Source organism: Chromobacterium sp. LK11 (assembly GCF_001043705.1).
Lineage (GTDB): Bacteria > Pseudomonadota > Gammaproteobacteria > Burkholderiales > Chromobacteriaceae > Chromobacterium > Chromobacterium alkanivorans.
Genome location: NZ_LDUR01000005.1, coordinates 34,620 through 60,195, shown reverse-complemented (window position 1 = coordinate 60,195; position 25,576 = coordinate 34,620). Strand labels below are relative to the sequence as shown.

Here is a 25,576-nt window from a genome sequence, read left to right as displayed (position 1 = left end):
AAAGAAGTGGAGGGGCTCAGCCGTGCGAACCAGGCGCAGGGCTGTTCTTATTGAGTTCATTGATGATGTTGAGCAGACGTTTCTGCTCCGGCTCCGCGCCGGAGGCGGCCTTGGATTTCTCGCCGCCCTCGCCGGCGGGCTTGTTGCGTATCGCCGCCAGCACCGCCTCCACTTGCGGATCGGTGCGCGCGGCGCGCTCGGCCTCTTCGTTGCTCAGCGGCCTGGGGCCGGAGGACGAGAGGTTGGCGCTGGATTTTTCCGTCGGCGCGGACGCCGCGCCGTGGCTGCTGGCGGTGGGCGCCGGCATGCCGGCGGGGGCGGACGCTTCCTTGGGCGGCTCCATGGTGTCCAGCTTGTTCTTGGCCATGTACTCGTTCATCTCGCGCCAGCCGGCGTAGATCGCCGCCTTGTCGGCTTCGGGATTGCGCAGATAGCACTCTTCCAGCGAACGGCCAGTCTGACGGCAGGCCGCGCCTATCGCCTTGTTGGCGTCCTTGGTCAAGCCGGTGACGTTGCCCACCCAGTTGCAGCCGGTCAACGCCAGCAACAGCGGCAACCACAGCCATCGCCCTATGCTCATGCCTCGCCCCTTCCCCTCAAGCGCGCCGGGCGCGCAAATCCAGTTCCACGATCTCGCCGCTGCGGCCCTGGCTGGCGGGCCCCAGCCAATACACCAGGTGCGGCATCAAGTCCGCCAGATCGCCGCGCTCGGACTTGTCCTCGCCCGGGTGAGTACGGTTGCGCTGCGGCGAATTCACCGGCCCCGGGATCAGCTGGTTGACGCGCAGCTGCGGGTAAACGTCCCATTCGTTGGCGGCCACCTGGGTCAGGTAGTTGAGGCCGGCCTTGGACGCGCCGAAACCGCCCCAGTACGGCGCCGGGTGCAGCGCGTGAGTTTCGCCGACGAACAGCACCGCCGCGTCCGGCGAGTCCTTCAACAGCGGCAGACAGGCCCGGGTCAGCGCGAACGGCGCCACGGTATTGATCCGGTACTGGTCCATCCACTCTTCCACCGTCTGATTGGACAGCGGCGACAGCGCGTAAAAATGCGAGGCGCAGTGCAGGATGCCGTCCAGCCGGCCCAGCTCGCGTTTGATCATCATCGCCAGATTGTTGAAATCGCCCTCCGCCGCCTTCAGCAAGTCCAGCGGCACCGCCGCCGGCTCCGGCCCGCCGGCGGCCGCTATTTCATCGTAGACCTTCTCCAGGCCTTTGACGCTGCGCGCCAGCAACACCACGGTGGCGCCGTGGCGCGCCAAAGTCAGCGCGGCTTCGCGGCCTATGCCCTGGGTGGCGCCGGTGACCAGCACCACGCGGCCTTGAAATGCGTTAGAGGCGATATCTGTCGTCATTTTTTTTCGCTATCTTGTAATCAGGGCCATCGGCGGCGCGCTTCTGCGGCCGCCGGATGGCTCACAGTCTTCCAATCACCGCGCGGGCGGCTGCGACGCCGCTTCGAACGGCCCCCTCCAAAGTGGCAGGATAATCAGCATGCGTCCAATCTCCCGCCAAATAAAGCGATTGTACCGGGCTTGGCTGCGCCGGTCGCCTCATATCGACCAAACTGGCAAAAGTGGCCCGCCGCTCCGCCAGCACCCGGAAATCAAGCCGCCGGCCGGCGCGCGGATCAAGGCGGCGCACGTCGGCCTCCACCAGAGCAGCCAGTTCCTCTTGCGCAAGCGCGTCCAGATGCTGCGGCGCGCTCATCACCGCGGCCACCCAGCCGGTTTCGCCCATCAACGCGCCGCGGTCGAACAGCCAGTCGGCGACGCCGCCGCTGCAGGCGCACATCGGCGCCGGCAGGCGGAGCACGCCTTCAAACTGCAGGTAGACGGTGTAGATGGGCCAATAACGATAAGCATCGGTCAGCTGGCGCAGCGCTGGATCCGCCGTCAGTTCCGCCGCGTGATACGGCGCCACCGCCAGCACGGCGGCATCGAAACGCTCGCCGTCCACGCTCACCCCCGTTGAATCCTCCGCCACGCCGCGCACGCGCCGGCCGGCGCGCAGATCCGCGCCGCGCGCGGCCAGCCAGCGCCAGGCCGGCTCGGGGAACAGCGCGGACAAGTCCGCTTTCGGCAGCAAGAGATCGCTGGCGGCGCGATCCGCGCCCAGGCTGTCGCGCAGCACCGCGGCCAGCACCCGCATCGACGCCAGCTCCGGCGGCGTATTGAGGCCGGACAGCACCAACGGCCGCCAGAACTCGCGGGTCAGCGCCTCCGACTGTCCTTGCTCCGTCAGCCATTGCGTCACCGCGCAATCCGGCTCCACCCGCCAGCCCCGCCCTTTCAAACGCTGCAGGGCCAGCGCCAGCCGCGCCTTGTCGCCCCAGCTTACGCCGCGCGCCGTCAACAGGCCGGCGGCCAGGTGCAAGGGCGCCGGCAGCCGCGGACAACGCAGGCTGATGCCGCCCTGGCGCCGCCAATTCATCGGCAGGCGCAGCAAGGCCCGGCTCTCGTCCACGCCCACCGCCGCCATCAGCCGCAGGCATTCGCGGTAGGCGCCGATCAGGATGTGCTGGCCGTTGTCCAGCCGGCTGCCGGGCACGCCGATGCGGCGCGCGCGGCCGCCCGGCTCGCGCCCGGCCTCGAACACGGTCAGCTCCGCCCGGCCGGCCAGCTCCACCGCGGCGGCGAGGCCGGCCCAGCCGGCGCCGATCACGGCGACGCGCGGCTTGCTCATCGGCGGCTCACGGCCGGTAGCCGAAGGTCCAGGTTTTCCATGCCAGCCACAGTTTGCGGATGGGGGTCAGCGACAGCCGCTGATTGAGCACCTTGGCCGGACCGTCCAGCTTGATTTCCTCCAGCGTGGCGCGGTAGATCGCCGCCATCAGCAGGCCGGGACGCTGCGCCTTGCGGTCCGTGGCCGGCAACATCTCCCAGGCCTGGCGGTAATACTGCTGCGCGCGTTCGATCTGGAATTCCATCAGCGCCTTGAAAGCCGCGCTTTCCTCGTAGTGCAGGATGTCCATCGCCGGGCAGTTGAAGCGCTGCAACTCCTCCATCGGCAGATAGATGCGGTCGCGGCGCGCGTCCTCGCCCACGTCGCGGATGATGTTGGTCAGCTGGAAGGCGATGCCCAGCTCGTGCGCGTACTCCAGCGTCTTCTCGTCGCGATAGCCGAAGATGCGCGCCGCCAGCTGGCCCACCACGCCGGCCACGCGGTGGCAGTACAGCAGCAGGTCCTGGAAGCGCTGATAGCGCGCCATGCTCAGGTCCATCGCCATGCCGTCTATGATTTCCTCCAGCTCGCTCTGCGGCAGGCCGAAGGCGCGCGCGTGCGGCTGCAGCGCCTGCATCACCGGGTGCTCCGGCGCGCCCTGGTAGAGCTTGGCCACTTCGCCGCGCCACCAGGCCAGCTTGGCGCTGGCCACATTGGGGTCGTGGCATTCGTCCACCACGTCGTCCACCTCGCGGCAAAACGCGTACAGCGCGGTAATCGCGCGGCGGCGCGGCTCCGGCAAGAATCGAAAGCTGTAGTAGAAGCTGGAGCCGCTGGCGGCGGCCTTGTCCTCGCAATACTGATCAGGCGTCACGCGCCACTCCTGTCCTAGCGGCGGCCGCGGCGGGCCGCCGTTCTTCAATCATATTCATCGTCGTCGCGCCGCGGCGCTCACTTGGCGCGCGCCGCGCGCCACAGCATATAGAGCCAGTCGCGCCAGTTCAGCACCGGACGGCTGCGGAACACGTCGCCGCCGGAGTCGTGCAGTTTCTTCAGGATGCGCTCCCCGCCCAGGATGATCAGCCTCAGCTCCAGCCCCATCCTGCCCTTCAATACTTTGCCCAGCGGCGCGCCGGCCTGCAACATCTTGCGGGCGCGCTCGATCTGGGCGCGCATCATCGGCTGCCACAGGCCGCCGGCGTCGCGCGCGGCGATCTGCGCCTCGGTCACCCGAAAGCGCTGCAAATCCTCCTGCGGCAGGTAAACCCGGCCCTTGCGCCAGTCCAGCTCCACATCCTGCAGGAAGTTGATCAGCTGCAGCGCGGTGCAGATGCCGTCCGACATCGCCAGCGAGCGCCTATCGTTCTCGCCGTACAGGGCCAGCATCAGCCGGCCCACCGGGTTGGCGGAGCGGCGGCAGTAGTCCGCCAGCTCCGCGTAATCGCGATAGCGGGTTTTTTCCACGTCCTGGCGGAAAGCCGCCAGCAGATCGTGAAACGGCTGCAAATCCAGGCCGTGCTCGGCGATCGCCGCCGCCAGATTGCGCATCAACGGCGTATCCGGCGTCTGGCCGGCGCCGATGCGCTCCAGCTCCGCGCCCAGCCGGTCCAGTTCGGCCAGCCTCCGCTCGGGAGCGTCGTCGCCCTCGTCCGCCACATCGTCGGCGTAGCGCGCGAAATGGTAGATCGCATGCACGGCGCGGCGCATCCTGCGCGGCAGCAGGACGGAGCCCACCGGGAAATTCTCGTAATGCCCAACCGACATCGGCTTGCTTCCTGTTGTATGGCCGGCGAATCGGCGATTATAACCGAGCATCCCGGCGCGCTCCTATGCCGCCGGCCGCGCCGCCTCCAGAAAATTATCCAAAAAAAGTGAAGCCGGCTATTTACAAGCCAAGGGCCCTGCCATATACTGCGCAGCACTGTGAAACGCAGCCGGTGCGGGGGTATAGCTCAGTTGGGAGAGCGCTTGCATGGCATGCAAGAGGTCAGCGGTTCGATCCCGCTTACCTCCACCAAAAACTGCGCCACAGCAAGACGCCGCTCGATGCGGCGCGCAGCGAAAGCCGATTCCGAGGAATCGGCTTTTTGCATTTCTCCCCCGCCTTTTCCCGCTTGCCTTTTTTTGTTGCGGCGCAAATAACTAAAGCAAGTTCATTCCGCCTCCCGTCGCGGAGCCTCCGTATGCCGCGAGTCCGCCTGATCTTCCTGCTGCTGTCGCTGTGCGCGCCCGTCGTCGCGGCCGAGCCGCGCCCGGCCGCCCTGCGGCTGTGCACCGAGGACATGGACTCGCCGCCGTGGCGCAGCCAGAACGGCCCCAGCCTGAGCCTGCTGATGCTGAAGGCCGCCGCCCAGAAAACCAATATCAAGCTGGAAATCCGGGAGATGGCCTGGATACGCTGCCTGAGCGAGGTGCAAAACAATCAGATCGACGGCGTGTTCGAGATCAGCTTCAAGCCGGACCGCCTGCGCATCGGCGTCTACCCGATGAAGGGCGACGCCCCCGATCCGGCGATGCGCATGCATCTGGACGGCTACAGCCTGTACCGGCTGAAGGGTTCGAAACTGGACTGGGACGGCCAGAGCCTCAGCCATCTGGACGGCGCCGTCGGCGCTCAGACCGGCTTCTCGGTGATCGCCCAACTGCAGGCGCTGGGCGCGCCGGTCGACGACAGTTCGCGCAACCCGGAACAGAACCTGAACAAGCTGCTGGCGCGCCGCATCGGCGCCCTGGCCCTGCCCACGCTGACCGGCGACAGCCTGCTGGCGAGCAATCCCCTCTATAAGGACAGGATAGAAAAAGTGGGGCCGGACCTGGTCGCCAAGCCTTACTACCTGATCTTTTCCCGCCGCTTCGCCGACGGCCATCCCAAGCTGACCCGCCAACTCTGGGAGGCCATCGCCCAAACACGGGAATCTCCCGACTACCGCAAAGCCCTGCAAGACGCGCTGCGCCAGCTCAACCGCTGACGCCCCCTGTTGCGCCCCCGCTATCCCAAATCGGCAAAACGCCGCGCGCCCGCTTGCCCTTCCGCGCGAATCTTGCGAGCGTAAGCCTGGTTCACGACTCGCGCCGCGGGGAAAACATGACTGCTCGCCTGCCTGCCCACACCGCCGAGCCCGTCCGCGGCGGCGGCCTGATCGCCCTGATCGCCTTCGCCGCCGTCGCGCCGCTGGTGCTGATGACCGCTCCGGCGCTGGCCAGCCAATTGGCCGGCCAGTTCGGTCTGGGGCCGGAACGGATCGGCCGCCTGTTCGCGGTGGAGCTGGGCGCGATGAGCCTGGCTACGCTGCCGGCCTATCTCTGGCTGCCGCGCGTGGACTGGCGCCGCGCCGCCGCCTGCGCCGGCGGGCTGTTCATCGCCGCCAACCTCGCCTCCTGTTTCGCCGCCACTTACGCCGAACTGCTGCCCTGCAGGCTGCTCAGCGCGCTGGCCGGCGGCTCGCTGATGATTCTGTGCCTGTCCACCGCGGCGGCCAGCGCCAACCCGGACCGCGCCTACGGCCTGTGGGTTTCCGGCCAGCTGGCGCTGGGCGCCTTGGGACTGGCGCTGTTTCCGGCCTGGTTCGCCCGCTACGGCATCGCCGCCTGTTATCTGAGCCTGGCGGCGCTGATGGCCCTGTGCCTGCCGCTGGCCCGCTGCTTCCCGCCCTCGGCGGCCAGGCCCGGCCGGCCGGCCGACGCGGAGGCGCAGCCCTGGCGCCCGGCGCTGGTCGGCGCGGCCGCCACCTTGTGCTTCTACGTCAGCCTGAGCGGCACCTGGACCTTCATCGGCGGCATCGCCGCCCAGGCCGGCCTGACGCCGCGGCAAAGCGGCGATTGGCTGGCGCTGGCCACCTTGATGGGCATCGTCGGCTCGGTCTGCGCCGCGGCGATAGGCGGCCGCGGATCGCGCCGCCGTCTGCTGATCGCCGGCTACGGGCTGATGCTGCTGTCGCTGGCCCTGCTGCTGGGCGCGCCGCGCGTCGGCCGCTTCGCGGCGGCGGCGCTCGTCTTCAAATACGCGTGGACCTTCATCCTGCCCTTCATCCTGGCCACGCTGGCCGCGCTGGACCGCAGCGGCCGGCTGATGAGCACCGTCAATCTGGCCATAGGCGGCGGCCTGGCGCTGGGGCCGGCGCTGGCCGGAGAATTGATGGCCGCCCACGGTCAAAACCCGCAAACCCTGCTGCTCGTTTCAATGGGGCTCGCCGCGCTGTCGCTGGCCCTGTTGCTGACGCTGCGGCCCACAACGATCAGGAGTCCGCAATGACCTCCCGCACCGCGTTTCTCTTTGACGAGCTCTGTTTATGGCATAGCGTCGGCCCGCACGCGCAGATCCTGCCGGTGGGCGGCTGGGTGCAGCCGCCGTCCGGCGGCGGCCACGCCGAATCCCCGGACAGCAAGCGCCGGCTGAAAAGCCTGATGGACGTGTCCGGCCTCAGCGCCCGGCTGCAAGTGCGCGGCGCGCCGCCCTTGGCCGAGGAGGATCTGCTGCGCGTGCACACGCCCGCCTATCTGCAAGGCTTCAAGGCGCTCAGCGACGCCGGCGGCGGCGAGTTGGGGCCGCAGGCGCCGATAGGCCCGGGCAGCTATGAAATCGCCAAATTGTCCGCCGGTCTGGCCTGGGCCGCGGTGAACGCCGTGCTTGCCGGCGAGGCCGACAAGGCTTACGCGCTGTCGCGCCCGCCCGGCCATCACTGCTCGGCGGACGGCGCAATGGGCTTCTGCTTCCTGGCCAACGCCGCCCTCGCCGCGGAACTGGCCATCGCCCGCCACGGCCTGAGCCGCGTCGCCATCGTGGACTGGGACGTGCACCACGGCAACGGCACCCAGTCGATTTTTTACCGACGCGGCGACGTGCTGACCCTGTCCCTGCATCAGGACGGCTGTTACCCGCCCGGTTCCGGCGGCGCCGAGGAGCGCGGCGAGGGCGACGGCCTGGACGCCAATCTGAACATCCCGCTGCTGCCCGGCGGCGGCCACCAGGCCTATCTGGACGCGATGCGGCTGCTGGTCTTGCCGGCGCTGCGACGCTTCCGGCCCGAATTGATCATCGTCGCCTGCGGCTACGACGCCAACGCCGTCGATCCCCTGGCCCGGATGCAGGCGCACAGCGACACCTTCCGCGCCATGACGCGGCAACTGGCCGACTTCGCCGACGCCGAGGCGGGCGGACGGCTGGTCCTGTTGCACGAAGGCGGCTACTCCGAAGCCTACGTGCCCTTCTGCGGCCTGGCCGCGCTGGAGGCGCTGTCCGGCGTCCGCACCGAGGTGGCGGACCCGCTGCTGGAGCTGATCGTCGCGCAACAGCCCGGCGCGCCGATGCGCGAACTGCAGACGCGCTTGCTGGAAGCGCAGGCCGAGCGGCGCGGATTCTGAGCAAACCCGGCGATCACGCCGTCCATCCGATAAGGAACTGCCCCATGTCCAATCCCACCCCCGAGTTCATCCAGGTCGGCGCCCTGGCCGACGGCTTCGCGCCCGACAGCCTGACCCTGCCCCGCTGCGCCGAACTCGACGGTCAAAGCCTGCGGCTGTGCTTCGACGACGACAGCGCCGCGGATTGCCGGCTGGAGCCCGGCGGCGACGCGCGCGTCGTCATCGTCCGGCCGGGGCTGGCCTCGACGCTGGCCGGCGTAGACGGCTGCCACGCCAGCTCCTTGCGGCCCGGCGTCTACTTCCTCGACTTCCGTCACCAGGGCCCGGCCGCGCTGTCGCTCAGCCTGGTCCTGGACCTGGCGCAACGCCGCTTCACCCTGGTCCGGGGCAACTTGCCCGACGCCGCCGCCGCGCGGATCTGCGCCTTCGACCGGGTGGCTCGCCAGCTGGAGCTGACCGGCGTGGACGTCGAATTCCTCCACGGCGCGCTTGATCAGCCCGCCGCGGCCGTCCCGCCGCATCCGCCCAGCCGCGACTTGATCGGCATGCGCAACCGCTACCGCTACAGCCCCACCGAGTGCTACGAGCACATCTACCTGAACGACAGCTTCTACGCCTGGCATTGCCTGGAAGGCGTGGAGCGCGGGCTGGCCGACGTTGACCGCTGCCACTGCCTGCAAGTGGCGGAGCGCCTGTATTTGTTCGTCTGGCGCGAGAAGATCATTCCCACCCTGGGCGTGATCCTGATCGACCTGGAAGGCATGCGCACCGACGGCAAGATCTTCGGCTATCAGGACGGAGACTTCGGCGCCGCCCGCAACTTCCGGGTGGGCGCGCAGGCCAGCATCGTCAACCACACTCGCGCTTGAAGCGCCGCGCCGGCCTTCAGTCCCGTTCCAGCCGCGAATACGCCAGCGTCGGCACATCCACCGCCATCGCGCCACCGTCGGCGGTCAGGCAAGCGCCGCTGACGATCGCGGCCTCGTCGGACAGCAGAAAGCGGCAGATCGCGGCGATCTCCGCCGGCGTCGCCGGCCGGCGCAAAGGCAGGTCGGCGGTGACGCGCCGGTAGGCGGCGTCCAGGTCTTCGCCATGGGCCGCCATCAGCGGCCGCATCTCCTCGTCCGCCATCGGCGTGCGCACCCAGCCCGGGCACAGCGCGTTCACCCGCACCGCCGGCCCGTAGTCGCGCGCCAGCGAGCGGGCCAGCCCCAGCAGGGCGTGCTTGGCCACCACATAGCCGCAGGCTTGCGGCCCGGCCGCCAGCCCGGCGATGGAGGCCATCAACACCATGCTGCCGCCCTGCGAGATCAGGTCCGGCAGGCAGGCGCGGGCGCTGACGAAGGCGGTGTCCAGATTCGCGCGCATCGCGGCGCGCCAGGCCTCGTCGTCGGTTTCCAGCGCCGCGCCCAGGCCCAGGCCGCCGGCGCAGGCCGCCAGCCCGTCCACCCGGCCCCAGCGCGCATGAATGCGCGCCAGGAAATCCTCCCAGGCCGCGGCGTCGGCGGCGTCCCCCGCCAAGGCCAGGCCGCCGGTATCCTCCGCCAGCGCCAGCAACGGACCGGCCCGCCGCCCCACCAGGGCCAGCCGCGCGCCCTCGGCGGCGAAACGGCGCGCGCAGGCCGCGCCGATGCCGGAGCCCGCTCCGGTGATCACAATGGTTTTATCGCGCAAAGACATCGCAGCCTCCTTTGAGCTAACGCTCCTCGAACTCGCCGACGGCAAGCGTCGGCATTATGTTAATATATTCATTTAATGAACCAGACAGCCCAGCCTCCGTTCTCATTCCGCGACTAGAAGCAAAGGAGCCGCCATGACCCCCACGCAACGCCCCTGTCAATATCAACTGCCGCAACGCCTGCTGCGCGCGCGCGAAGCGGTGATGAGCTACTTCCGGCCGGTGCTAAGCCGCCACGGGCTGTCGGAACAACAATGGCGCGTCTTGCGCCTGCTGGCGGAGCACGGCGACATGGAGGCCGGCGACATCGCCCAGCGCGCCGGCATTCATCCGCCCAGCCTCAGCGGCATTCTGATTCGGATGGAAAGAGACGGCCTGGTCTACCGCAACCGCGCCCAGAACGACAATCGCCGCCTGATCGTCTCCTCAAGCCAGCGCGCGATGACGCTGACCCAGAGCATCATCCCCTTGTCCAACGACTGCTACCGCCGGATCGAGGCCCATTTTTCCCCGGCCAAGCTGCAGGCCCTGCTGGCTTTGCTGGACGAGCTGGAAAACCTGCCCGCGCCGTCTTAGAACGTGTTTACGATCTCGCGAGCAAGAGCGAGACAAGGCGAAAACCGCTGAGAAAGCGGAATGTACAAGTGGTACATGAGCATTTCGAAGCGGTTTTTAACGCCGTATCGCCAACGCGCAGCAGATCGTAAACAGGTTCTTAGAACCTGTTTACGATCATTCCCGACTAAGCCCGCCCCGCCTCCGCCGCCAGCAAGACGCGGCGGCAGGCGGCCAGGCTGGCCAGCAGCGCCAGGCCCTGCACTCCGCGCAGGCCGATGTAGCGCCGCAGCGGCGGCAGACGGCAGGCCACCTCGCTGGCGCCGTAAGGCTCCAGGCACACCTGCCAGCCGTCCCGGCCGCCCAGCAGCTCGCAGCGCTTGAAGTCCAGCGGCGACAAGGCGGTGCGCAGATCCGCGTCCGAGCGCAGGCGCTCCAGCAACGGCGCCAGCGCCGCGGCGTCTCCGTCCAGCAAGTCGACGACGATGCCGCTGCGGCGCCAGAAGCCGCCGTGACGCAGGCGGATGCGCGCGCGGCCGGGCTCGCCCGGCACTGTCAGCCGGAACTCGCAGGCCACCAGATGCGCCAGCCAGCCGGCCTCCACCCGCTCCCGCGCCGAAAAGCTCCAGTCCCCGTGCGGAAACCGAAAGCGCCGCTCCTCCTCCGCTTCTGCGGCCAGGCCGTCCAGCTCCGGCCAGTCCAGGCTCAGCCGCGCCAACATCGCGCCCGGGCGATAGCCGTCCGGCCTGCGCCAGGCCTCAACCAGCCGCGGCCACACGTTCCAGCTCCCGCCGCAGGGCCTCGTCGTCCTCGCCCGCGCGCTGCGCGTTCAGAATCTGCTCCAGCGGCACCGGCCGGAAAGGGTTGACCTTTTGCACCAGCAAGGTCCACAGCAGCGCGTACAGCAGGGTCAGCCCCAGCATCCAGCCGAAGGGCACGTAGATGTCGCGCGCCTGCATACCGGGCGGGGTGATGAAACAGATCGCCAGCACGATGCCCAGCGCGGAGCCTATCTGCGGCAGCGGAAACCACGGCGAGCGGTAGGCGCGCGGGAAATCCGGCCGCGTCAGCCGCAACCTCACCACGGACAGGGTCACCAGCAGATAGGCCACGCCCCAGGAACAGACCGCCGCCAGCACCAGAGGCATGATGCGGTCCAGATCGCCCTGGATCAACCAGGCGTGGACACAGGGAATCAGAACCGCCGCCGCGATGCCGCACCACGGCGTGTTGAAGCGCGGATGCAGATAGGCGAAGCAGCGCGGCAAGGCGCCGTCCTGGGCCATGCCGTACAGGATGCGCGGCAGCGCCGCCATCAGGGTGTTGATCGTCGCCGCGCCGGCCAGCAACAAGCCTATCCCCAGCCAGATCTTGCCGAACGGCCCCATCACCCGTTCGGCGAAGGCCGGCAGCGCCATCGGCGTGTCCAGCAGCCGCGGGCCGTCGGGATGAGCCGGGTCCAGCGGGGTATTGGCCACCTGCCGCACCATGGCCGCGCCGTACAGCAGCATGGTGACGGCCACGCCGCTGAGCCCTATCTTCAAGGCCCGCGGAATGGCGCGTCCGGAATCGCGCAGCTCCGGCGCCAGCGGCGTCACCAGCTCCGCGCCGACGAACATGAACATCGCCATGCCCACCAGGCTGAGCAGCAGGCCGGGATCGTCCAGCCGCAGCGGCGCGCCAAACCAGCCGCCCAGATCCACCGCCGGCGCGTGCAGCAGGCCGGCCACGCCAAACACCGTCAGCGTCGCCCACATGCAGAAGGTCAGCGCCACCTCGGCCTTGCCGAACAGCGTCACCCCCAGCGCGTTGAGCGCGCCGAAAACGATGACCAGGCCCACGCCCACCATCCAGGCGCTGCCGCTCTTTTCCAGCATGGTGTTCAGGTGATCGAAATTCACCAGCGCCATGATGCCGGACAGAATGGTCTCGGCGGTGCCGGCGAACACATGCACCAGCAGATAGGCCGACAGGGTGCCGGCGATGGCCAGGCCGCGGCCCAGGCCGGCGCTGATGTAATCGTAGACCGCGCCGGAAGTCGGCAGCATCGCCGCCGCTTCGGCGAAAGTGGTGGCCTGCGCCTGCATCATCAGATAGGCGATCAGCATCGCCAAGGCGAAGGTGCTGCCGGCCATGCCGAAACCGCTGGTGGCGGTCAGTATCACCGGGCTGGCCATCACCACGCCCACCGAGCTGGCCAGCGCCACCGGAAAGCCCACCACGCCGCGGCTCAGGCTGCGGCTCAAACGTTCGCTTACAGACATGCTTCTCCTCCCTCTCCATCCGTCGTCGCGCCGGCCGCCGCTCTTCACGAGCCTGGCGGCGTGCCGGCGCGGCCGGTCGCTCCCCGTTCGGGCCGGCCCGCTCAGGCCTCGGCCAGTCCGGCCTCCAAAGCCGACGCGATGACGTCGGCGTGCTCGCGCTGCAACACCAGCGGCGGCGACAGGATGATCTTGCTGCCCACCGGCCGCACCAGCGCGCCGGCCCGGCGCGCGATCTCCGCCACCTTGTCGGCGTAGCCGCTTTGCGGATCGATGGGCTCCCGGCTGGCCTTGTCCTTGACCAGGTCCAGGGCCAGCATCAAGCCCTTGCCGCGCACCTCGCCCACCGCCGGGTAACGCTCGGCCAGCGGCCGCAGCCGCTCCAGCAGATAGTCGCCCATTTCCGCCGCCCGGGCCGGCAGGTCTTCCTCCTGCACGATGCGCAGATTGGCGAGGGCGGCGGCGCAGGCCACCGGGTGGCCGGCGTAGGTGTAGCCGTGCATGATGACGCCGTCGAAGTCGCCGTTGGCGGCGAAAGCGTCCGCCACCCGCTGGTTGACCACGGTGGCGCCCAGCGGCAGATAGCCGGAGGAAATGCCTTTGGCCAGGCACATCAGGTCCGGCTTCACCCCCCACAGCCGGCTGCCGAACATGGAGCCGGAGCGGCCGAAGCCGGTGACCACCTCGTCGGCGATCAACAACACGCCGTGGCGGTCGCACACCTCGCGCACCCGCGGCCAATAGCTGGCCGGCGGCACGATGACGCCGCCGGCGCCCTGGATGGGCTCGGCGATGAAGGCCGCCACCGTGTCCGGGCTCTGGAACAGGATTTCGCGCTCCAGCATCCGCGCGCAGATCTCGGTCAGCTCCTCCGGATCTTCGGTGAACGGATTGCGGTAGGGCCACGGGGTCTCCACGTGGAAGCAGCCGGGCAGCAGCGGTTCGTAGTTGCGGCGGAACACCGTGTTGCCGTTGACCGAGCCGCCGCCGAAGTGGGTGCCGTGGTAACCCTGTTTCAGCGAGATGAACTTGACCCGGTCCGGCTGGCCCTTGAGCCGCCAGTACTGGCGCGCCAGCTTGAGCGCGGTTTCCACCGCGTCGGAGCCGCCGGAGCTGAACACCACCCGCGCCATGTCCTCCGGCCGCAGCATGTCGATCAGCAGCGCGGACAACTCCTCCGCCCGCGGATGGGAAATGCCGTCGAACAGCTGGAAATACTCCAGTTCGTCCAGTTGCCGGGTGATCGCCTGCTTGATTTCGGGGCGGTTGTGGCCAACGTTGACGTTCCACAGCCCGGCCACGCCGTCCACCAGCTTGCCGCCCTGATCGTCGAACACATGGCAGCCCTCGCCGCGCACGATGCGGATGGGTTGCCGCTCTTTCATCGCGTTGGGATGCAGCATCGGGTGCCAGAAACGGGCCTTGTCGTAAGACATGTCTTTCTCCTGAATCAAAGTGGAAGCGCGTCCGCGCTCAATGGGCGATGCAGACCGACTTGATCTCGGTGAAGCTCTCCACCGCGCCCTTGCCGAATTCGCGGCCCAGGCCGGACTCCTTGTAGCCGCCGAAGGGCATGCCCGGGTCCAGCGGAATATGGCTGTTGACCCAGACCGTGCCCGCCTGCAGCCGCGGCACGATGTCCAGCGCCGCCGACAAATCATTGGTCCACACGCTGGCGGCCAGGCCGTAGCGCGTGTCGTTGGCCAGCGCCACCGCCTCGTCCACCTCGTCGAAAGACATCAGCGCCAACACCGGGCCGAACACCTCCTCGCGCGCCACCGGATTGTCCGGCGCCAGCTCCGTCATCACCGTCGGCCGCACGAAATAGCCGGGCAAATCGGCGGCGCCGCCGCCGGTCAGCACGCGGGCGCCGGCGGCGCGGCCGCGCTCGATCAGCTGGCACACCGCCTGCTGCCGCCGCTGCGACACCAGCGGGTTGACCTGGGCGTCCAGATCCATGCCCGGCCCCAGCCGCATGCCGGCGACGGCGGCGGACAGCGCCTCGGCGAACAGATTGAATTTGCTGCGGTGCACGTACAGCCGCGAGGCGGCGGCGCAAACCTGACCCTGATTGAGAAAACCGCCCAGCAAAGCGCCCCGCACCGCCTGGTCGATGTCGGCGTCGCCCAGCACCAGCATCGGGTTCTTGCCGCCCAGCTCCAGCGCCAGCCGGGTCATATTGTCCAGCGCGGCGTGGCCTACGGCCTTGCCCACCTCGGTGGAGCCGGTGAAGCTGACCTTGCCGATCAGCGGGTGCCCGGCCAGCGCGCGGCCCGCCGCCTCGCCGCGCCCGGTCACCACGTTGAAGACGCCCGGCGGCACCCCTGCCTCCAGCGCCAGCTCCGCCAGGCGCAGCGCGCTCAACGGCGTCTCGCTGGCCGGCTTCAACACCGCCGTGCAGCCGGCCGCCAAGGCCGGCACCGTTTTCCACAAGGCGATCATCAAGGGGAAATTCCACGGCGCGATGCCGGCGGCCACGCCCACCGGCTCGCGCCGGGTGAAGGCGGTGAAGCGCGCGCCCGGCGGCGCCGGAATCGACACGTCCAGGGTTTCGCCGGTGATCTTGGTGGCCCAGCCCGCCATATAGCGCACGTATTCGATGGAGCCGCCCACCTCGATGGCCCGCGCCAGGTGGATGGACTTGCCCTGGTTCAGCGTTTCCAGCTGCGCCAGTTCCTCGGCGTTCGCCTCCAGCAAATCCGCCAGCTTCAACAAGACGCGCTCGCGCTCGGCCGGCCGCAGGCCGGACCAGACGCCGGATTCGAAGGCGCGCCGCGCGCTGGCCACCGCCGCGTCCACATCGGCGGCCTCGCCGTCCGCCACGCTGGCGATCACCGCGCCGCTGGCCGGATTGCGCACCTCCTTGCGCCGGCCCGACAGCGCCGCCCGCGGCTTGCCGTCTATCCACAGCCCGTGTTCCCGTTCCAGAAAAGTCCGCACCGATTCCAGCACCGGCACCAGGTTTTGATCCATCCGCGTCTCCTTTTCGATCAAGCTTGCCGCCGCGTCGGCGCGGCCGGCGATGGCCCAATATACCCAGCGCCGCCGCCGCGGCTGATCCCAAATCGGCAAAGCGCGGTCCGGCCCTTCGCGTTGCGGCGCAGCATGTCGCCAGATGGAAACATTCAGCAAAAACAACAGCTAACCGCGCTGCTAAGGCTGGACATTTCGATTTGAATAACATATTAATCATTTTGCAATCCAGGAAACTGGACTGAGAACAGGCGGACTCCACCCCCACCCACCGGAGAAAGCAGATGATTGCCGCAGCCCGTTGTTTTGACGACGCCCACCTGCACGCCGAGGCCCTGCCCGGCTGGGAGCAGCTGTACAGCCAGATCAGCGGCGGCCGCTTCCGCAGCACCTTGAGCCGGGTGCGCACCGCGCGTCTGGACATTTTCCGCGAGAGCTTCAACCAGCGCGTGGTGCAGCAAGGGCGCGCGCCCGGCGGCATGATCCATTTCGCGCTGCCTATCCGCGCGCCGTCGCCGCTGAGCCTGCAAGGCGTGGCCGTGCCCGACAACGCCCTGATGGCGCTGCGCGGCGGCGAGGACTTCGTGTTCCATCTGCCGCCGGGCGCGGACTCGGTCCAGGTGTCGGTGCCTTACGAGGACCTGGCCGAGTTGACGCCGGCGCTGTGCCGCCCGCTGCGCGAGGCCCGCGGCAAGACGCCGGTGTTCCCGGCCCGGCCGGCCGCGCTGGCGGCGCTGCGCGCGCTGCTGAACGGCGTGTTCGAACAGGCTTTGCTGGACCCGGCGCTACTGTCCTACGCCGGCAACCAGAAAGTGATCCAGCACCAGTTGCTGGACCTGTTGCAAGACGCGCTGGCGGACGGCGCGCTGGGCGAGCGCCGCGGCAACCTGACCTTCGCCACCCATTGCGACATCGTCCGGCGCAGCCAGGCGCTGGCGCTGGCCAAGCCGGACGAGCCGGTGACGGTGCTGGAGTTGTGCAGCCGGCTGCGCGTCAGCCGCCGCACGCTGCAAAACAGCTTTCAGCTGGTGGCGGACACCACTCCGGTCGATTATCTGCGCTCCATCCGCCTGAACGCGGTGCGCCGGATGCTGCTGAACCCGACGCGGCCCGGCCACGGCGTGCGCGACGCCGCCGGCGCCTGGGGCTTTTACCACCTGGGCCATTTCGCCGGCGATTACCGCAAGCTGTTCGGCGAAGCGCCGTCCCACACCCGCGCCCGCGCGCTGGCTCACCTGGACGCGCCTCCCGGCGCGCGCGGCCTGGAGGCGGTCAACGACACGACGAACTAGGCCGCGCGGATTCAGGACTGCCGGCGCGCGCGGTAGTCGCTGGGCGAACGCCCCGCCAGGCGCTGAAAGAAGCGGGAAAAATAAGCCGGGTCCTTGAAGCCCAGGTCGTAGGCGATGGCGTGCACCGAGGCGGCGGAGTAGATCAGCAGACGCTTGGCTTCCTGCAACAGCCTGTCGTGCGCCAGCCGCTTGGACGGCAGGTCCGCCAGCCGGCGGCACACGTCGTTGAGCCGCGCCTCGCTGACGCCCAGTTCGGCCGCGTAGCGGTCCAGGCTCCAGTGTTCTCTGTAGTGCGCCTCGATCAAGCCGTTGAAACGGTGGTAGAGCCGCCACTCGTCGCGGCGCGGCCCCTGCCGCGGCCCCGGCAGGCCGGACAGCCGCAGCACGTCCACCAGCACCAGCTGGGCCAGGGCTTGCCGCGCCAGTTCCGCGCCCGGCGCCTGCGCCTCGCTCTCCCGCTGCAGCTGGGCCAGCCGCTCGGGCAGGCGCCGCGCCATATCGACCCATTCCGCCGGCACCTCGGCCAGTTCCACGCAGAACGGCGCGCTCAGCGCGTCTGGCCCCGCCTCCGCCAGCCAGCCTCGCACCAGCTCCTGGCGCAAGGTCAGCACCTGGCCGTCGGCTTCCGGCCCGGTGATGAAGGCGTGCGGCACCGTCGGCGGGGTCAGGAACAACAGCGGCGCGCGCGCCTGGTAATGATCCTCCTCCAGCTGCAGCCGAATGTCGCCGCTGGCGAGATAGTGCAATTGCAAAAAGCGATCGTGCCGGTGCACCGGCATATTGCGGCCGAAAAAGGCCGCCAGCCGCCCAAAGGATTCGCAATGGATGTCGACGGACTCGTAAGGGCTGTCGTAGGCCTTGCCGATGTCGATATTGGGTATGCGCGCGCCCAGGCCGCGCGGGTTTCTGCTCATCGCCGTCCCTCCCTTGTGACATTTTCGCCATAGTCGGCCGCCCTCGCCGCCCAACCTCGCCAAAAGGCCGCCGCTCAGGGCTCAGCGCCGGATCGGCCGCCCGGGCCGCCGCCGCTCAAGCGCGGCTTCTCGCGGGTTAGCCCGCAACGCAGCATGGATAAACATTGACAGCGGCCCGCCGTCATCGTTATAAACTTTAACATGTTAATGAATATTTGAACAACGGCAATTCATTCAATAACAAGGAGTTAAGCATGAGCCTTGTCCTAGACGCCGCAAACGAGCGGCCGGCGGCCATCTACGGCGCGGCGCTCAACCACCGCCGTCTGCAGGCGGCGCTGGCGGCGGAGTACGAACAGCCGCCCTATCAGCGTCCGCCGCGGGCGCCGGTGCTGTTCGTCAAGCCGCGCAACACCGTCAGCGCCGCCGGCGCGCCGATTCCCTTTCCCGCCGACGCCGACGCCGTCTACGCCGGCGGCGCGCTGGGCGTGCGCATCGCCCGCGACGCCTGCCGCGTCAGCGCCGCCGACGCGCTGTCCCATGTCGGCGGCTACGCGGTGGTCAACGAGGTCAGCCTGGCCGAAACCAGCTTCTACCGGCCGGCGATCCAGGCCAAATGCCGCGACGGCTTCTGCCCCGTCGGTCCCGAGGCCGGCCCCGACTCCATCGACCCGCAGCGGGTGCAGGTGCGCACCTACGTCAACGGCGCGCTGGCCGAAACCAACGACAGCGCCGACTGGCTGCGCGGCGTCGCCCAGCTGATCGCCGACGTCAGCCAGTTCCTGACCCTGTACGCCGGCGACCTGCTGATCGTGGCCACCCCGCCGCGCGGCGCGCGGCTGCGGCCGGGCGACACCGTGGCGGTGGAAATAGACGGCATAGGCCGGCTGGAAAACACCGTCGCGGCCGAGGAGGACATCCGATGAGACAAGCCCGCATCCGCTACCAGGGCCGAACCTGGCGCGCGCAAGCCGACGCCGACGGCGCGCTCTTGCTGCCGGACGGCCGCCGCCTGGACGAAACCGAGGCGGAATGGCTGCCGCCGTGCCAGGGCACGCTGTTCGCGCTGGGCCTCAACTACGCCGACCACGCCACCGAACTGGATTTCAAGCCGCCCAGCGAACCGCTGGTGTTCCTGAAGACCCCGGCCACGCTGACCGGCCACCGGCAACGCTCGATGCGTCCGGACAATGTTGAATATATGCACTACGAGTGCGAACTGGTGGCGGTGATAGGCAAGACCGCGCGCAAGGTCAAGCGCGCCCAGGCGATGGACTACGTCGCCGGCTACACCGTGTGCAACGACTACGCGGTGCGCGACTACCTGGAAAACTACTACCGGCCCAATCTGCGGGTGAAAAACCGCGACGGCCTGACCCCTATCGGCCCGTGGCTGGTGGACCGCGACGAGGTGCCCGACCCGCACGCGCTGGAGCTGGTTACCTACGTCAACGGCCGCCGCGTGCAAAGCGGCAATACCCGCGACATGGTGTTCGACATCCCCTTCCTGATCGAATACCTGTCCGCCTTCATGACGCTGCAGCCGGGCGACATGATCGCCACCGGCACCCCGCAAGGCCTGTCCGACGTGCGCCCCGGCGACGAGGTGACGGTGGAGGTGGAAGGCGTGGGCCGCCTGGTCAATCACATCATCAGCGAAGCGGACTGGCTCGCGCGCCGGAACGCGGAATAAGGAAACCCCATGATCAAACACTGGATAGACGGCCGCGAAGTGGCCAGCCGGGACAGCTTCGTCAACTACAACCCGGCCACTGGCGAAGCGCTGGGAGAAGTGGCCGCCGGCGGCGCCGAGGAAGTCAATCTGGCGGTGGCCGCCGCCAAGGCGGCCTTTCCCAAGTGGGCGGCCACCCCGGCCAAGGAACGCGCGCGGCTGATGCGCAAGCTGGGCGAACTGATACAGCGCGAAGTGCCGCGGCTGGCGGAACTGGAAACCCTGGACACCGGTCTGCCCATCCACCAGACCCGCAATGTGCTGATCCCGCGCGCCTCGCACAACTTCGACTTCTTCGCCGAAGTCTGCACCCGCATGAACGGCCACAGCTATCCGGTGGACGATCAGATGCTCAACTACACGCTGTACCAGCCGGTGGGCGTGTGCGCGCTGGTGTCGCCGTGGAACGTGCCCTTCATGACCGCCACCTGGAAGACCGCGCCCTGCCTGGCGCTGGGCAACACCGCGGTGCTGAAGATGTCCGAACTGTCGCCGCTGACCGCCAACGAGCTGGGCCGGCTGGCGCTGGAGGCCGGCATCCCGCCCGGCGTGTTCAACGTGGTGCAGGGCTACGGCGCCGACGCCGGCGAGGCCCTGGTCAGCCATCCGGACGTGCGCGCGGTGTCCTTCACCGGCGGCACCGCCACCGGGCGGCGCATCATGCAGAACGCCGGCCTGAAGAAATACTCGATGGAGCTGGGCGGCAAATCGCCGGTGCTGGTGTTCGACGACGCCGACTTCGAGCGCGCGCTGGACGCCGCGCTGTTCACCATCTTCTCCCTCAACGGCGAACGCTGCACCGCCGGCAGCCGCATCTTCGTGCAAAACGGCATCTACGATCGCTTCGTCGCCGAATTCTCCGCCCGCGCCCAGCGGCTGATCGTCGGCGATCCGCAGAACCCCGACACCCAGGTGGGTTCGATGATCACCCGCCAGCATTACGACAAGGTCACCGGCTATATCCGCATCGGCCTGGAAGAAGGCGCGCGGCTGACGGCCGGCGGCCTGGAACGTCCGGCCGGCCTGCCGGAGGCGCTGGCTTCCGGTCACTTCATCCGCCCCACCGTGTTCGCCGACGTCGACAACCGCATGCGCATCGCCCAGGAGGAAATCTTCGGCCCGGTGGCCTGCCTGCTGCGCTTTCACGACGAGGCCGAGGCGTTGCGGCTGGCCAACGACGTCGACTACGGCCTGGCCTCCTACATCTGGACCCAGGACATCGGCAAGGCCCACCGGCTGGCGCGCGGCATCGAGGCCGGCATGGTCTTCGTCAACAGTCAGAACGTGCGCGATCTGCGCCAGCCCTTCGGCGGCGTCAAGGCCTCCGGCGTCGGCCGCGAAGGCGGCGAATACAGCTTCGAGGCCTTCGCCGAGGTGAAAAACGTCTGCGTGTCCATGGGCAGCCATTTCATCCCGCGCTGGGGCGTGGAAAGCCACTGACAAGCAAGCCAAGGCCGCCGAGACGGCCGCTTCCGCAAACGGACTTGAACGCGGGCGCCGCGCCCGCGCAGCACAAAGGAGAACGCAATGGGAACCCTAGCCCTGGCGGCCAAGATCACGCATGTGCCGTCCATGTATCTGTCGGAACTGCCCGGCCCGCATCAAGGCTGCCGCCAGGCGGCGATCGACGGCCACAAGGAAATCAGCCGCCGCTGCCGCGAGCTGGGCGTCGACACCATCGTGGTGTTCGACACCCACTGGTTGGTCAACTCCGGCTACCACGTCAACTGCGCGCCGTCCTTCGAAGGCGTGTACACCAGCAACGAACTGCCTCACTTCATCAAGAACATGCCCTACGCCTACCCGGGCAACCCCGCGCTGGGCAAGCTGCTGGCCGAGGCCGCCACCGCCGCCGGCGTGCACACCCGCGCCCACGACGCCACCACGCTGCCGCTGGAATACGGCACCCTGGTGCCGATGCGCTACATGAACGCCGACCGGCATTTCAAGGTGGTGTCGGTGGCCGCGCTGTGCACGGTGCACGATCTGGCCGACAGCGCGCGGCTGGGCGCGGCGATGCGCGAGGCGGTGGAGCGCGATTACGACGGCCGCGTCGCTTTCTTCGCCAGCGGCTCGCTGTCGCACCGCTTCGCCCAGAACGGCACCGCGGACCAATACCTGCACAAGGCCTGGAGCCCCTTCCTGGAAAGCATGGACCAGGAGGTCATCGCCATGTGGCGGGACGGCGACTGGAAAACCTTCTGCGACATGCTGCCGGAGTACGCCGAGAAGTGCCACGGCGAGGGCTTCATGCACGACACCGCGATGTTGCTGGGCGCGCTGGGCTGGGACGGCTACCGCGGCCGCGCCGAAATCATCACCCCCTACTTCGGCAGTTCCGGCACCGGCCAGATCAACGCGGTGCTGCCGGTGGAACCCCAGGGAGAGCGTCGTGCCGCACTTCATCGCTGAATGCACCGACAATCTGCGCGAGCAGGCCGACCTGCCCGGCCTGTTCCGCCAGGTGCACGACTGTCTGGCCGCCAGCGGCCTGTTTCCGCTGGCCGGCATCCGCAGCCGCGCCCACTGGCTGGACACCTGGCGCATGGCGGACGGCGAAGCCGACTACGCCTTCGTCCACTGCACCTTGCAGATCGGCAGCGGCCGCAGCGAGGCCCAGCGCCGCGCCGCCGCCGAGCAGGTGTTCGCGCTGATCCAGCGCCACTTCGAACCGCTGTTCGCCCAGCGCTACCTGGCGCTCAGCTTCGAGCTGACCGAGCTGTCCGCCACGCTCAACTTCAAGCACAACAATGTGCACCAACGTTTCCGCCAGCCCTCCTGAGGAGCCCGCATGCTGAGCCAAGACCAGATTCGCGCCGCCGCGCGCCGCCTGCACGACGCCGAACGGGAGCGCAAACAGATCCGCCAGCTCTCGCTGGACCACCCCGAGATCACCATCGAGGACGCCTACGCCATCCAGCGCTGCTGGGTGGAGATGAAGCTGGCGGAAGGCCGCAAGCTCAAAGGCCACAAGATAGGCCTGACCTCGCGCGCGATGCAGATGTCCTCGCAGATAAACGAGCCGGACTACGGCGCGCTGCTGGACGATATGTTCTTCAACGACGGCGCCGACATCCCGACCTCGCGCTTCATCGTGCCGCGGGTGGAGGTGGAGCTGGCCTTCATCCTGGGCCGCCCGCTGTCCGGCCCCGGCGCCACCCTGTTCGACGTCTACGACGCCGCCGACTACGTGATCCCGGCGCTGGAAATCATCGACGCGCGCAGCCAGTCCATAGACCCGGACAGCCAGCGCCCGCGCAAGGTGTTCGACACCATCGCCGACAACGCCGCCAACGCCGGCGTGGTGATGGGCGGCCGGCCGGTGCGGCCGCGCGAACTGGACCTGCGCTGGGTGGCGGCGATGATGTACCGCAACGGCGTGATCGAGGAATCCGGCGTCGCCGCCGCGGTGCTCAACCACCCAGCCAACGGCGTGGCCTGGCTGGCCAACAAGCTCTCGCCGTTCGACGTCGAACTCAAGGCCGGCCAGGTGATTCTGGCCGGCTCCTTCACCCGGCCGGTGCCGGCGCGCGCCGGCGACACCTTCCACGTCGACTACGGCCCGCTGGGCGCGATCAGCTGCCGCTTCGTCTAAGCCCGTCCAAGGAACCGCCATGCAACTCCCCGCCAACCCCTTCAAGGCCGCGCTGTGCGCCGGCCGCCGCCAGATCGGCCTGTGGCTGGGCCTGGCCAGCCCCTACAGCGCCGAACTGCTGGCCGGAGCCGGCTTCGACTGGCTGCTGATAGACGGCGAACACGCGCCCAATGAACTGAACGACGTGCTGCGGCAACTGCAAGCCATCGCGCCCTATCCCAGCCACCCGGTGGTGCGCGCCGTCAGCAACGACCCGGTGCGCATCAAGCAGTTGCTGGACATCGGCGCGCAAACGCTGATGCTGCCCATGGTGCAAAACGCGGACGAGGCGGCGCGGGCGGTGGCCGCCACCCGCTACCCTCCGCGCGGCGTCCGCGGCGTGGGCAGCGCGCTGGCGCGCGCCTCGCGCTGGAACCGCGTGCCGGACTATCTGACGCGGGCCGACAGCGAAATCTGCGTGCTGGCCCAGGTGGAAACCCGCCAGGCCCTGGCCGCGCTGGACGCCATCGCCGCCACCGACGGCGTGGACGGCGTCTTCATCGGCCCGGCCGACCTGGCCGCCGACATGGGCCACCCGGGGCGGCCGGACCACCCGAACGTGCGCGCGGCGATGGACGACGCCATCCTCCGCATCCGCGCCCAGGGCAAGGCCGCCGGCATTCTGATGGCCAACGAGGCCGAAGCGCGCCGTTTGCTGGAGCTGGGCGCCAACTTCGTCGCCGTCGGCGTCGACACCACCCTGCTGGCGCGCCGCGCCGAAGCGCTGGCGGCGGCCTTCCGTCACGACGCGCCCGGCCAGCCGCCGCCCCCGTCCGCCTACTGAGCCGCGGCGGCCATACAACAACAAGACGCCGCCCGAAGCCGATTCGGCTCCCCCTAGAGGAGAACCCAAGATGAGCCATTCCCCCGCCCGCCCCAGCGCCAACCAGCGCAAAGTCGCCTACGCCACCGTGATCGGCACCGCCATCGAGTGGTACGACTTCTTCATCTACGCCAGCGCCGCCGGCCTGGTGTTCAACAAACTGTTCTTCACCCCGGCCGGCGAGCGCTTCGCCACCCTGATCGCCTTCGCCTCCGTCGGCGTCAGCTTCCTGTTCCGGCCGCTGGGCGCCTTCCTCGCCGGCCACTACGGCGACCGCCTGGGCCGGCGCGCGATGCTGGTGCTGACCCTGGTGCTGATGGGCGCCTCCACCGCGCTGATCGGCGCGCTGCCCACGTATGAGTCCGCCGGCCTGCTGGCGCCGCTGGCGCTGATCCTGCTGCGCATCCTGCAAGGCATTTCCGCCGGCGGCGAATGGGGCGGCGCGGTGCTGATGGCGGTGGAACACGCGCCGCCCGGCCAGCGCGGCCGCTACGGCGCCTTCCCGCAGATAGGCGTGCCGCTGGGCCTGCTGCTGGCTTCCGGCGTGTTCGCGCTGATGAGCGGGGTGATCTCCCCCGGCGACGCCTTCCTGGAATGGGGCTGGCGCGTGCCCTTTTTGTTCAGCGTCGTACTGCTGTTCATCGGCCAGTGGGTGCGCCGTTCGGTGGAGGAAAGCCCGGTATTCGAGGAAATCAAGGCGCGCAAGGCCAGCTCGCGCACCCCGGTGCTGGACCTGTTCCGCCGCCACGCGCCGCTGGTGCTGCTGGCCGCGCTGGTGTTCGCCGGCAACAGCGCCGTCGGCTACATGACCACCGGCGGCTTCATCCAGAACTACACCACCGACCCCGCCGGCGCGCTGCGCATGGAACGCACCCCGGTGCTGCTGGCCGTCGCCTTCGCCTCCGCCTGCTGGATGGCCTTCACCTGGCTGGCCGGCGTCTGGTCTGACCGCATCGGCCGCCGCCGCGTCTACCTCGTCGGCTTCGGCGTGCAGCTGGCCGGCGTGCTGACCCTGTTCCCGCTGGTCAACAGCGCCAGCCTGCCGGCGGTGCTGCTGGCGCTGTGCTGGCTGTCCGTCGGCACCGGCCTGACCTATGGCGCGCAATCGGCGTTCTACGCCGAGCTGTTCCCCGCCTCGGTGCGCTTCTCCGGCGTGTCCATCTCCTACGCGCTGGGCGCCATCCTGGGCGGCGCCTTCGCGCCGATGATAGCCAAGGCGCTGATCGCCCAAACCGGCTCCACCGCCGCGGTGACCGCCTACCTGGGCGGCATGACCCTGATCGGCCTCGCCTCCGCGCTGCTGCTGCGCGACCGCAGCAACATCCCGCTGGGACCGGAGCACGAAGCCGAACAGGCCGCGTCGCCGATACGCTGGCATGCGCCAGCCGCCGCCGGCGTGCGCGCCGAAATGCCATGAAAAGTACCTAAGACAGCTTGAAAGATGCATTCCAGCGCATGGCGTCGCTATCCATAATGCAAATTCGATGAATGTGTTCATTATTAAAGCGCCCACTCAAGGCGCGGATAGCCACTGAGCCTGTTCAAAGGCTGGCGAGCAAAAGCGAGACAAGGCCCGGCGGCCGAGACAGCGGTTTCGGCCAGCTGACGTACGAGCGTTCCGCAAGCGTGCTCGGCGCGCCAAGTCTCACTCAGCGCAGCAGACATTGAACGGGTTTCAGCGTCGTCAAACAC

General features: G+C 68.8%; 25 protein-coding genes and 1 tRNA gene. 15 read left to right on the top strand and 11 right to left on the bottom strand.

Going from position 1 to position 25,576, the window contains the following annotated elements:
- Positions 1-16: 16 nt before the first annotated feature.
- From VK98_RS03235 to hpnC, 5 genes are all read right to left on the bottom strand, one after another.
- A complete protein-coding gene (locus tag VK98_RS03235; protein WP_048412669.1) occupies positions 17-580 on the bottom strand; it encodes a hypothetical protein in 564 nt (187 codons plus the stop codon).
- A 16-nt stretch (positions 581-596) separates the two neighbouring features.
- Positions 597-1,352, bottom strand: coding sequence for an SDR family oxidoreductase (locus VK98_RS03230; RefSeq protein WP_048412668.1), 756 nt, complete (start codon positions 1,350-1,352; stop codon positions 597-599).
- Between the two features lie 61 nt (positions 1,353-1,413).
- The gene (hpnE, locus tag VK98_RS03225) at positions 1,414-2,682 is read right to left on the bottom strand and encodes a hydroxysqualene dehydroxylase HpnE (protein WP_048412667.1); all 1,269 of its coding nucleotides are present in this window, start codon (positions 2,680-2,682) and stop codon (positions 1,414-1,416) included.
- 7 nt (positions 2,683-2,689) lie between these two features.
- Positions 2,690-3,535 (bottom strand): presqualene diphosphate synthase HpnD, encoded by an 846-nt coding sequence (gene hpnD / locus VK98_RS03220; RefSeq protein ID WP_048412675.1) that lies wholly within the window; start codon positions 3,533-3,535, stop codon positions 2,690-2,692.
- A 77-nt stretch (positions 3,536-3,612) separates the two neighbouring features.
- Entirely contained in the window at positions 3,613-4,425 is an 813-nt protein-coding gene (gene hpnC / locus VK98_RS03215) for a squalene synthase HpnC (RefSeq protein ID WP_048412666.1), read from the bottom strand.
- A 177-nt stretch (positions 4,426-4,602) separates the two neighbouring features.
- On the opposite strand from hpnC, the gene VK98_RS03210 reads away from it, so the two are divergent.
- The 5 genes from VK98_RS03210 (at position 4,603) to VK98_RS03190 (ending at position 8,891) form a co-directional block, all read left to right on the top strand.
- Positions 4,603-4,678 (top strand) — tRNA-Ala (locus VK98_RS03210).
- A gap of 166 nt (positions 4,679-4,844) precedes the next feature.
- Positions 4,845-5,630, top strand: a complete 786-nt coding sequence (locus tag VK98_RS03205) for an ABC transporter substrate-binding protein (protein ID WP_053077192.1) — start codon at positions 4,845-4,847, stop codon at positions 5,628-5,630.
- A 116-nt stretch (positions 5,631-5,746) separates the two neighbouring features.
- Positions 5,747-6,913 carry an MFS transporter gene (locus tag VK98_RS03200; RefSeq protein WP_048412674.1) on the top strand — a complete coding sequence of 389 codons (1,167 nt, stop codon included), beginning with the start codon at positions 5,747-5,749 and terminating at the stop codon, positions 6,911-6,913.
- The gene (locus VK98_RS03195; protein WP_048412665.1) at positions 6,910-8,022 is read left to right on the top strand and encodes a class II histone deacetylase; all 1,113 of its coding nucleotides are present in this window, start codon (positions 6,910-6,912) and stop codon (positions 8,020-8,022) included. The genes VK98_RS03200 and VK98_RS03195 overlap by 4 nt, the downstream gene beginning before the upstream one ends.
- Positions 8,023-8,066: 44 nt before the next feature.
- Complete coding sequence (locus tag VK98_RS03190) at positions 8,067-8,891, top strand: MoaF C-terminal domain-containing protein (RefSeq protein ID WP_048412664.1); 825 nt, start codon at positions 8,067-8,069, stop codon at positions 8,889-8,891.
- 16 nt (positions 8,892-8,907) lie between these two features.
- Here VK98_RS03190 and VK98_RS03185 read toward each other — a convergent pair whose 3' ends face one another.
- The gene (locus tag VK98_RS03185; RefSeq protein WP_048412663.1) at positions 8,908-9,702 is read right to left on the bottom strand and encodes an SDR family NAD(P)-dependent oxidoreductase; all 795 of its coding nucleotides are present in this window, start codon (positions 9,700-9,702) and stop codon (positions 8,908-8,910) included.
- A gap of 133 nt (positions 9,703-9,835) precedes the next feature.
- On the opposite strand from VK98_RS03185, the gene hpaR reads away from it, so the two are divergent.
- On the top strand, positions 9,836-10,276 hold the full coding sequence (hpaR, locus tag VK98_RS03180) for a homoprotocatechuate degradation operon regulator HpaR (RefSeq protein WP_048412662.1): 441 nt from the start codon (positions 9,836-9,838) through the stop codon (positions 10,274-10,276).
- A 166-nt stretch (positions 10,277-10,442) separates the two neighbouring features.
- On the opposite strand, the gene VK98_RS03175 is transcribed toward hpaR, so the two are convergent.
- The 4 genes from VK98_RS03175 to VK98_RS03160 all read right to left on the bottom strand — a co-directional run bounded on the left by VK98_RS03175 (position 10,443) and on the right by VK98_RS03160 (position 15,489).
- Positions 10,443-11,033, bottom strand: a complete 591-nt coding sequence (locus VK98_RS03175) for a DUF3156 family protein (RefSeq protein WP_048412661.1) — start codon at positions 11,031-11,033, stop codon at positions 10,443-10,445.
- Positions 11,014-12,519 (bottom strand): APC family permease, encoded by a 1,506-nt coding sequence (locus tag VK98_RS03170; protein WP_048412660.1) that lies wholly within the window; start codon positions 12,517-12,519, stop codon positions 11,014-11,016. The genes VK98_RS03175 and VK98_RS03170 overlap by 20 nt, the downstream gene beginning before the upstream one ends.
- Positions 12,520-12,620: 101 nt before the next feature.
- Entirely contained in the window at positions 12,621-13,952 is a 1,332-nt protein-coding gene (locus VK98_RS03165) for an aspartate aminotransferase family protein (protein WP_048412659.1), read from the bottom strand.
- A 37-nt stretch (positions 13,953-13,989) separates the two neighbouring features.
- Positions 13,990-15,489 (bottom strand): aldehyde dehydrogenase, encoded by a 1,500-nt coding sequence (locus VK98_RS03160; protein ID WP_048412673.1) that lies wholly within the window; start codon positions 15,487-15,489, stop codon positions 13,990-13,992.
- Between the two features lie 284 nt (positions 15,490-15,773).
- On the opposite strand from VK98_RS03160, the gene VK98_RS03155 reads away from it, so the two are divergent.
- Positions 15,774-16,781 (top strand): helix-turn-helix domain-containing protein, encoded by a 1,008-nt coding sequence (locus VK98_RS03155; RefSeq protein WP_048412658.1) that lies wholly within the window; start codon positions 15,774-15,776, stop codon positions 16,779-16,781.
- Positions 16,782-16,792: 11 nt separating this feature from the next.
- On the opposite strand, the gene hpaA is transcribed toward VK98_RS03155, so the two are convergent.
- Positions 16,793-17,695, bottom strand: a complete 903-nt coding sequence (gene hpaA, locus VK98_RS03150) for a 4-hydroxyphenylacetate catabolism regulatory protein HpaA (RefSeq protein WP_048412657.1) — start codon at positions 17,693-17,695, stop codon at positions 16,793-16,795.
- Between the two features lie 254 nt (positions 17,696-17,949).
- On the opposite strand from hpaA, the gene VK98_RS03145 reads away from it, so the two are divergent.
- The 8 genes from VK98_RS03145 to VK98_RS03110 all read left to right on the top strand — a co-directional run bounded on the left by VK98_RS03145 (position 17,950) and on the right by VK98_RS03110 (position 25,301).
- A complete protein-coding gene (locus VK98_RS03145; RefSeq protein WP_048412656.1) occupies positions 17,950-18,621 on the top strand; it encodes a fumarylacetoacetate hydrolase family protein in 672 nt (223 codons plus the stop codon).
- Positions 18,618-19,388, top strand: coding sequence for a fumarylacetoacetate hydrolase family protein (locus VK98_RS03140; protein WP_048412655.1), 771 nt, complete (start codon positions 18,618-18,620; stop codon positions 19,386-19,388). Before VK98_RS03145 ends, VK98_RS03140 begins: the two co-directional genes overlap by 4 nt.
- A gap of 9 nt (positions 19,389-19,397) precedes the next feature.
- Positions 19,398-20,867, top strand: coding sequence for a 5-carboxymethyl-2-hydroxymuconate semialdehyde dehydrogenase (hpaE, locus tag VK98_RS03135; RefSeq protein WP_048412654.1), 1,470 nt, complete (start codon positions 19,398-19,400; stop codon positions 20,865-20,867).
- An 87-nt stretch (positions 20,868-20,954) separates the two neighbouring features.
- Positions 20,955-21,839 carry a 3,4-dihydroxyphenylacetate 2,3-dioxygenase gene (hpaD, locus tag VK98_RS03130; protein WP_048412653.1) on the top strand — a complete coding sequence of 295 codons (885 nt, stop codon included), beginning with the start codon at positions 20,955-20,957 and terminating at the stop codon, positions 21,837-21,839.
- A complete protein-coding gene (locus VK98_RS03125) occupies positions 21,820-22,209 on the top strand; it encodes a 5-carboxymethyl-2-hydroxymuconate Delta-isomerase (protein ID WP_048412652.1) in 390 nt (129 codons plus the stop codon). The genes hpaD and VK98_RS03125 overlap by 20 nt, the downstream gene beginning before the upstream one ends.
- A gap of 9 nt (positions 22,210-22,218) precedes the next feature.
- Positions 22,219-23,022 (top strand): 2-oxo-hept-4-ene-1,7-dioate hydratase, encoded by an 804-nt coding sequence (gene hpaH, locus VK98_RS03120; RefSeq protein WP_048412651.1) that lies wholly within the window; start codon positions 22,219-22,221, stop codon positions 23,020-23,022.
- Between the two features lie 19 nt (positions 23,023-23,041).
- Positions 23,042-23,845 carry a 4-hydroxy-2-oxoheptanedioate aldolase gene (gene hpaI / locus VK98_RS03115; protein WP_048412650.1) on the top strand — a complete coding sequence of 268 codons (804 nt, stop codon included), beginning with the start codon at positions 23,042-23,044 and terminating at the stop codon, positions 23,843-23,845.
- A gap of 70 nt (positions 23,846-23,915) precedes the next feature.
- Positions 23,916-25,301 (top strand): MFS transporter, encoded by a 1,386-nt coding sequence (locus VK98_RS03110; RefSeq protein ID WP_048412649.1) that lies wholly within the window; start codon positions 23,916-23,918, stop codon positions 25,299-25,301.
- Positions 25,302-25,576: the final 275 nt, after the last annotated feature.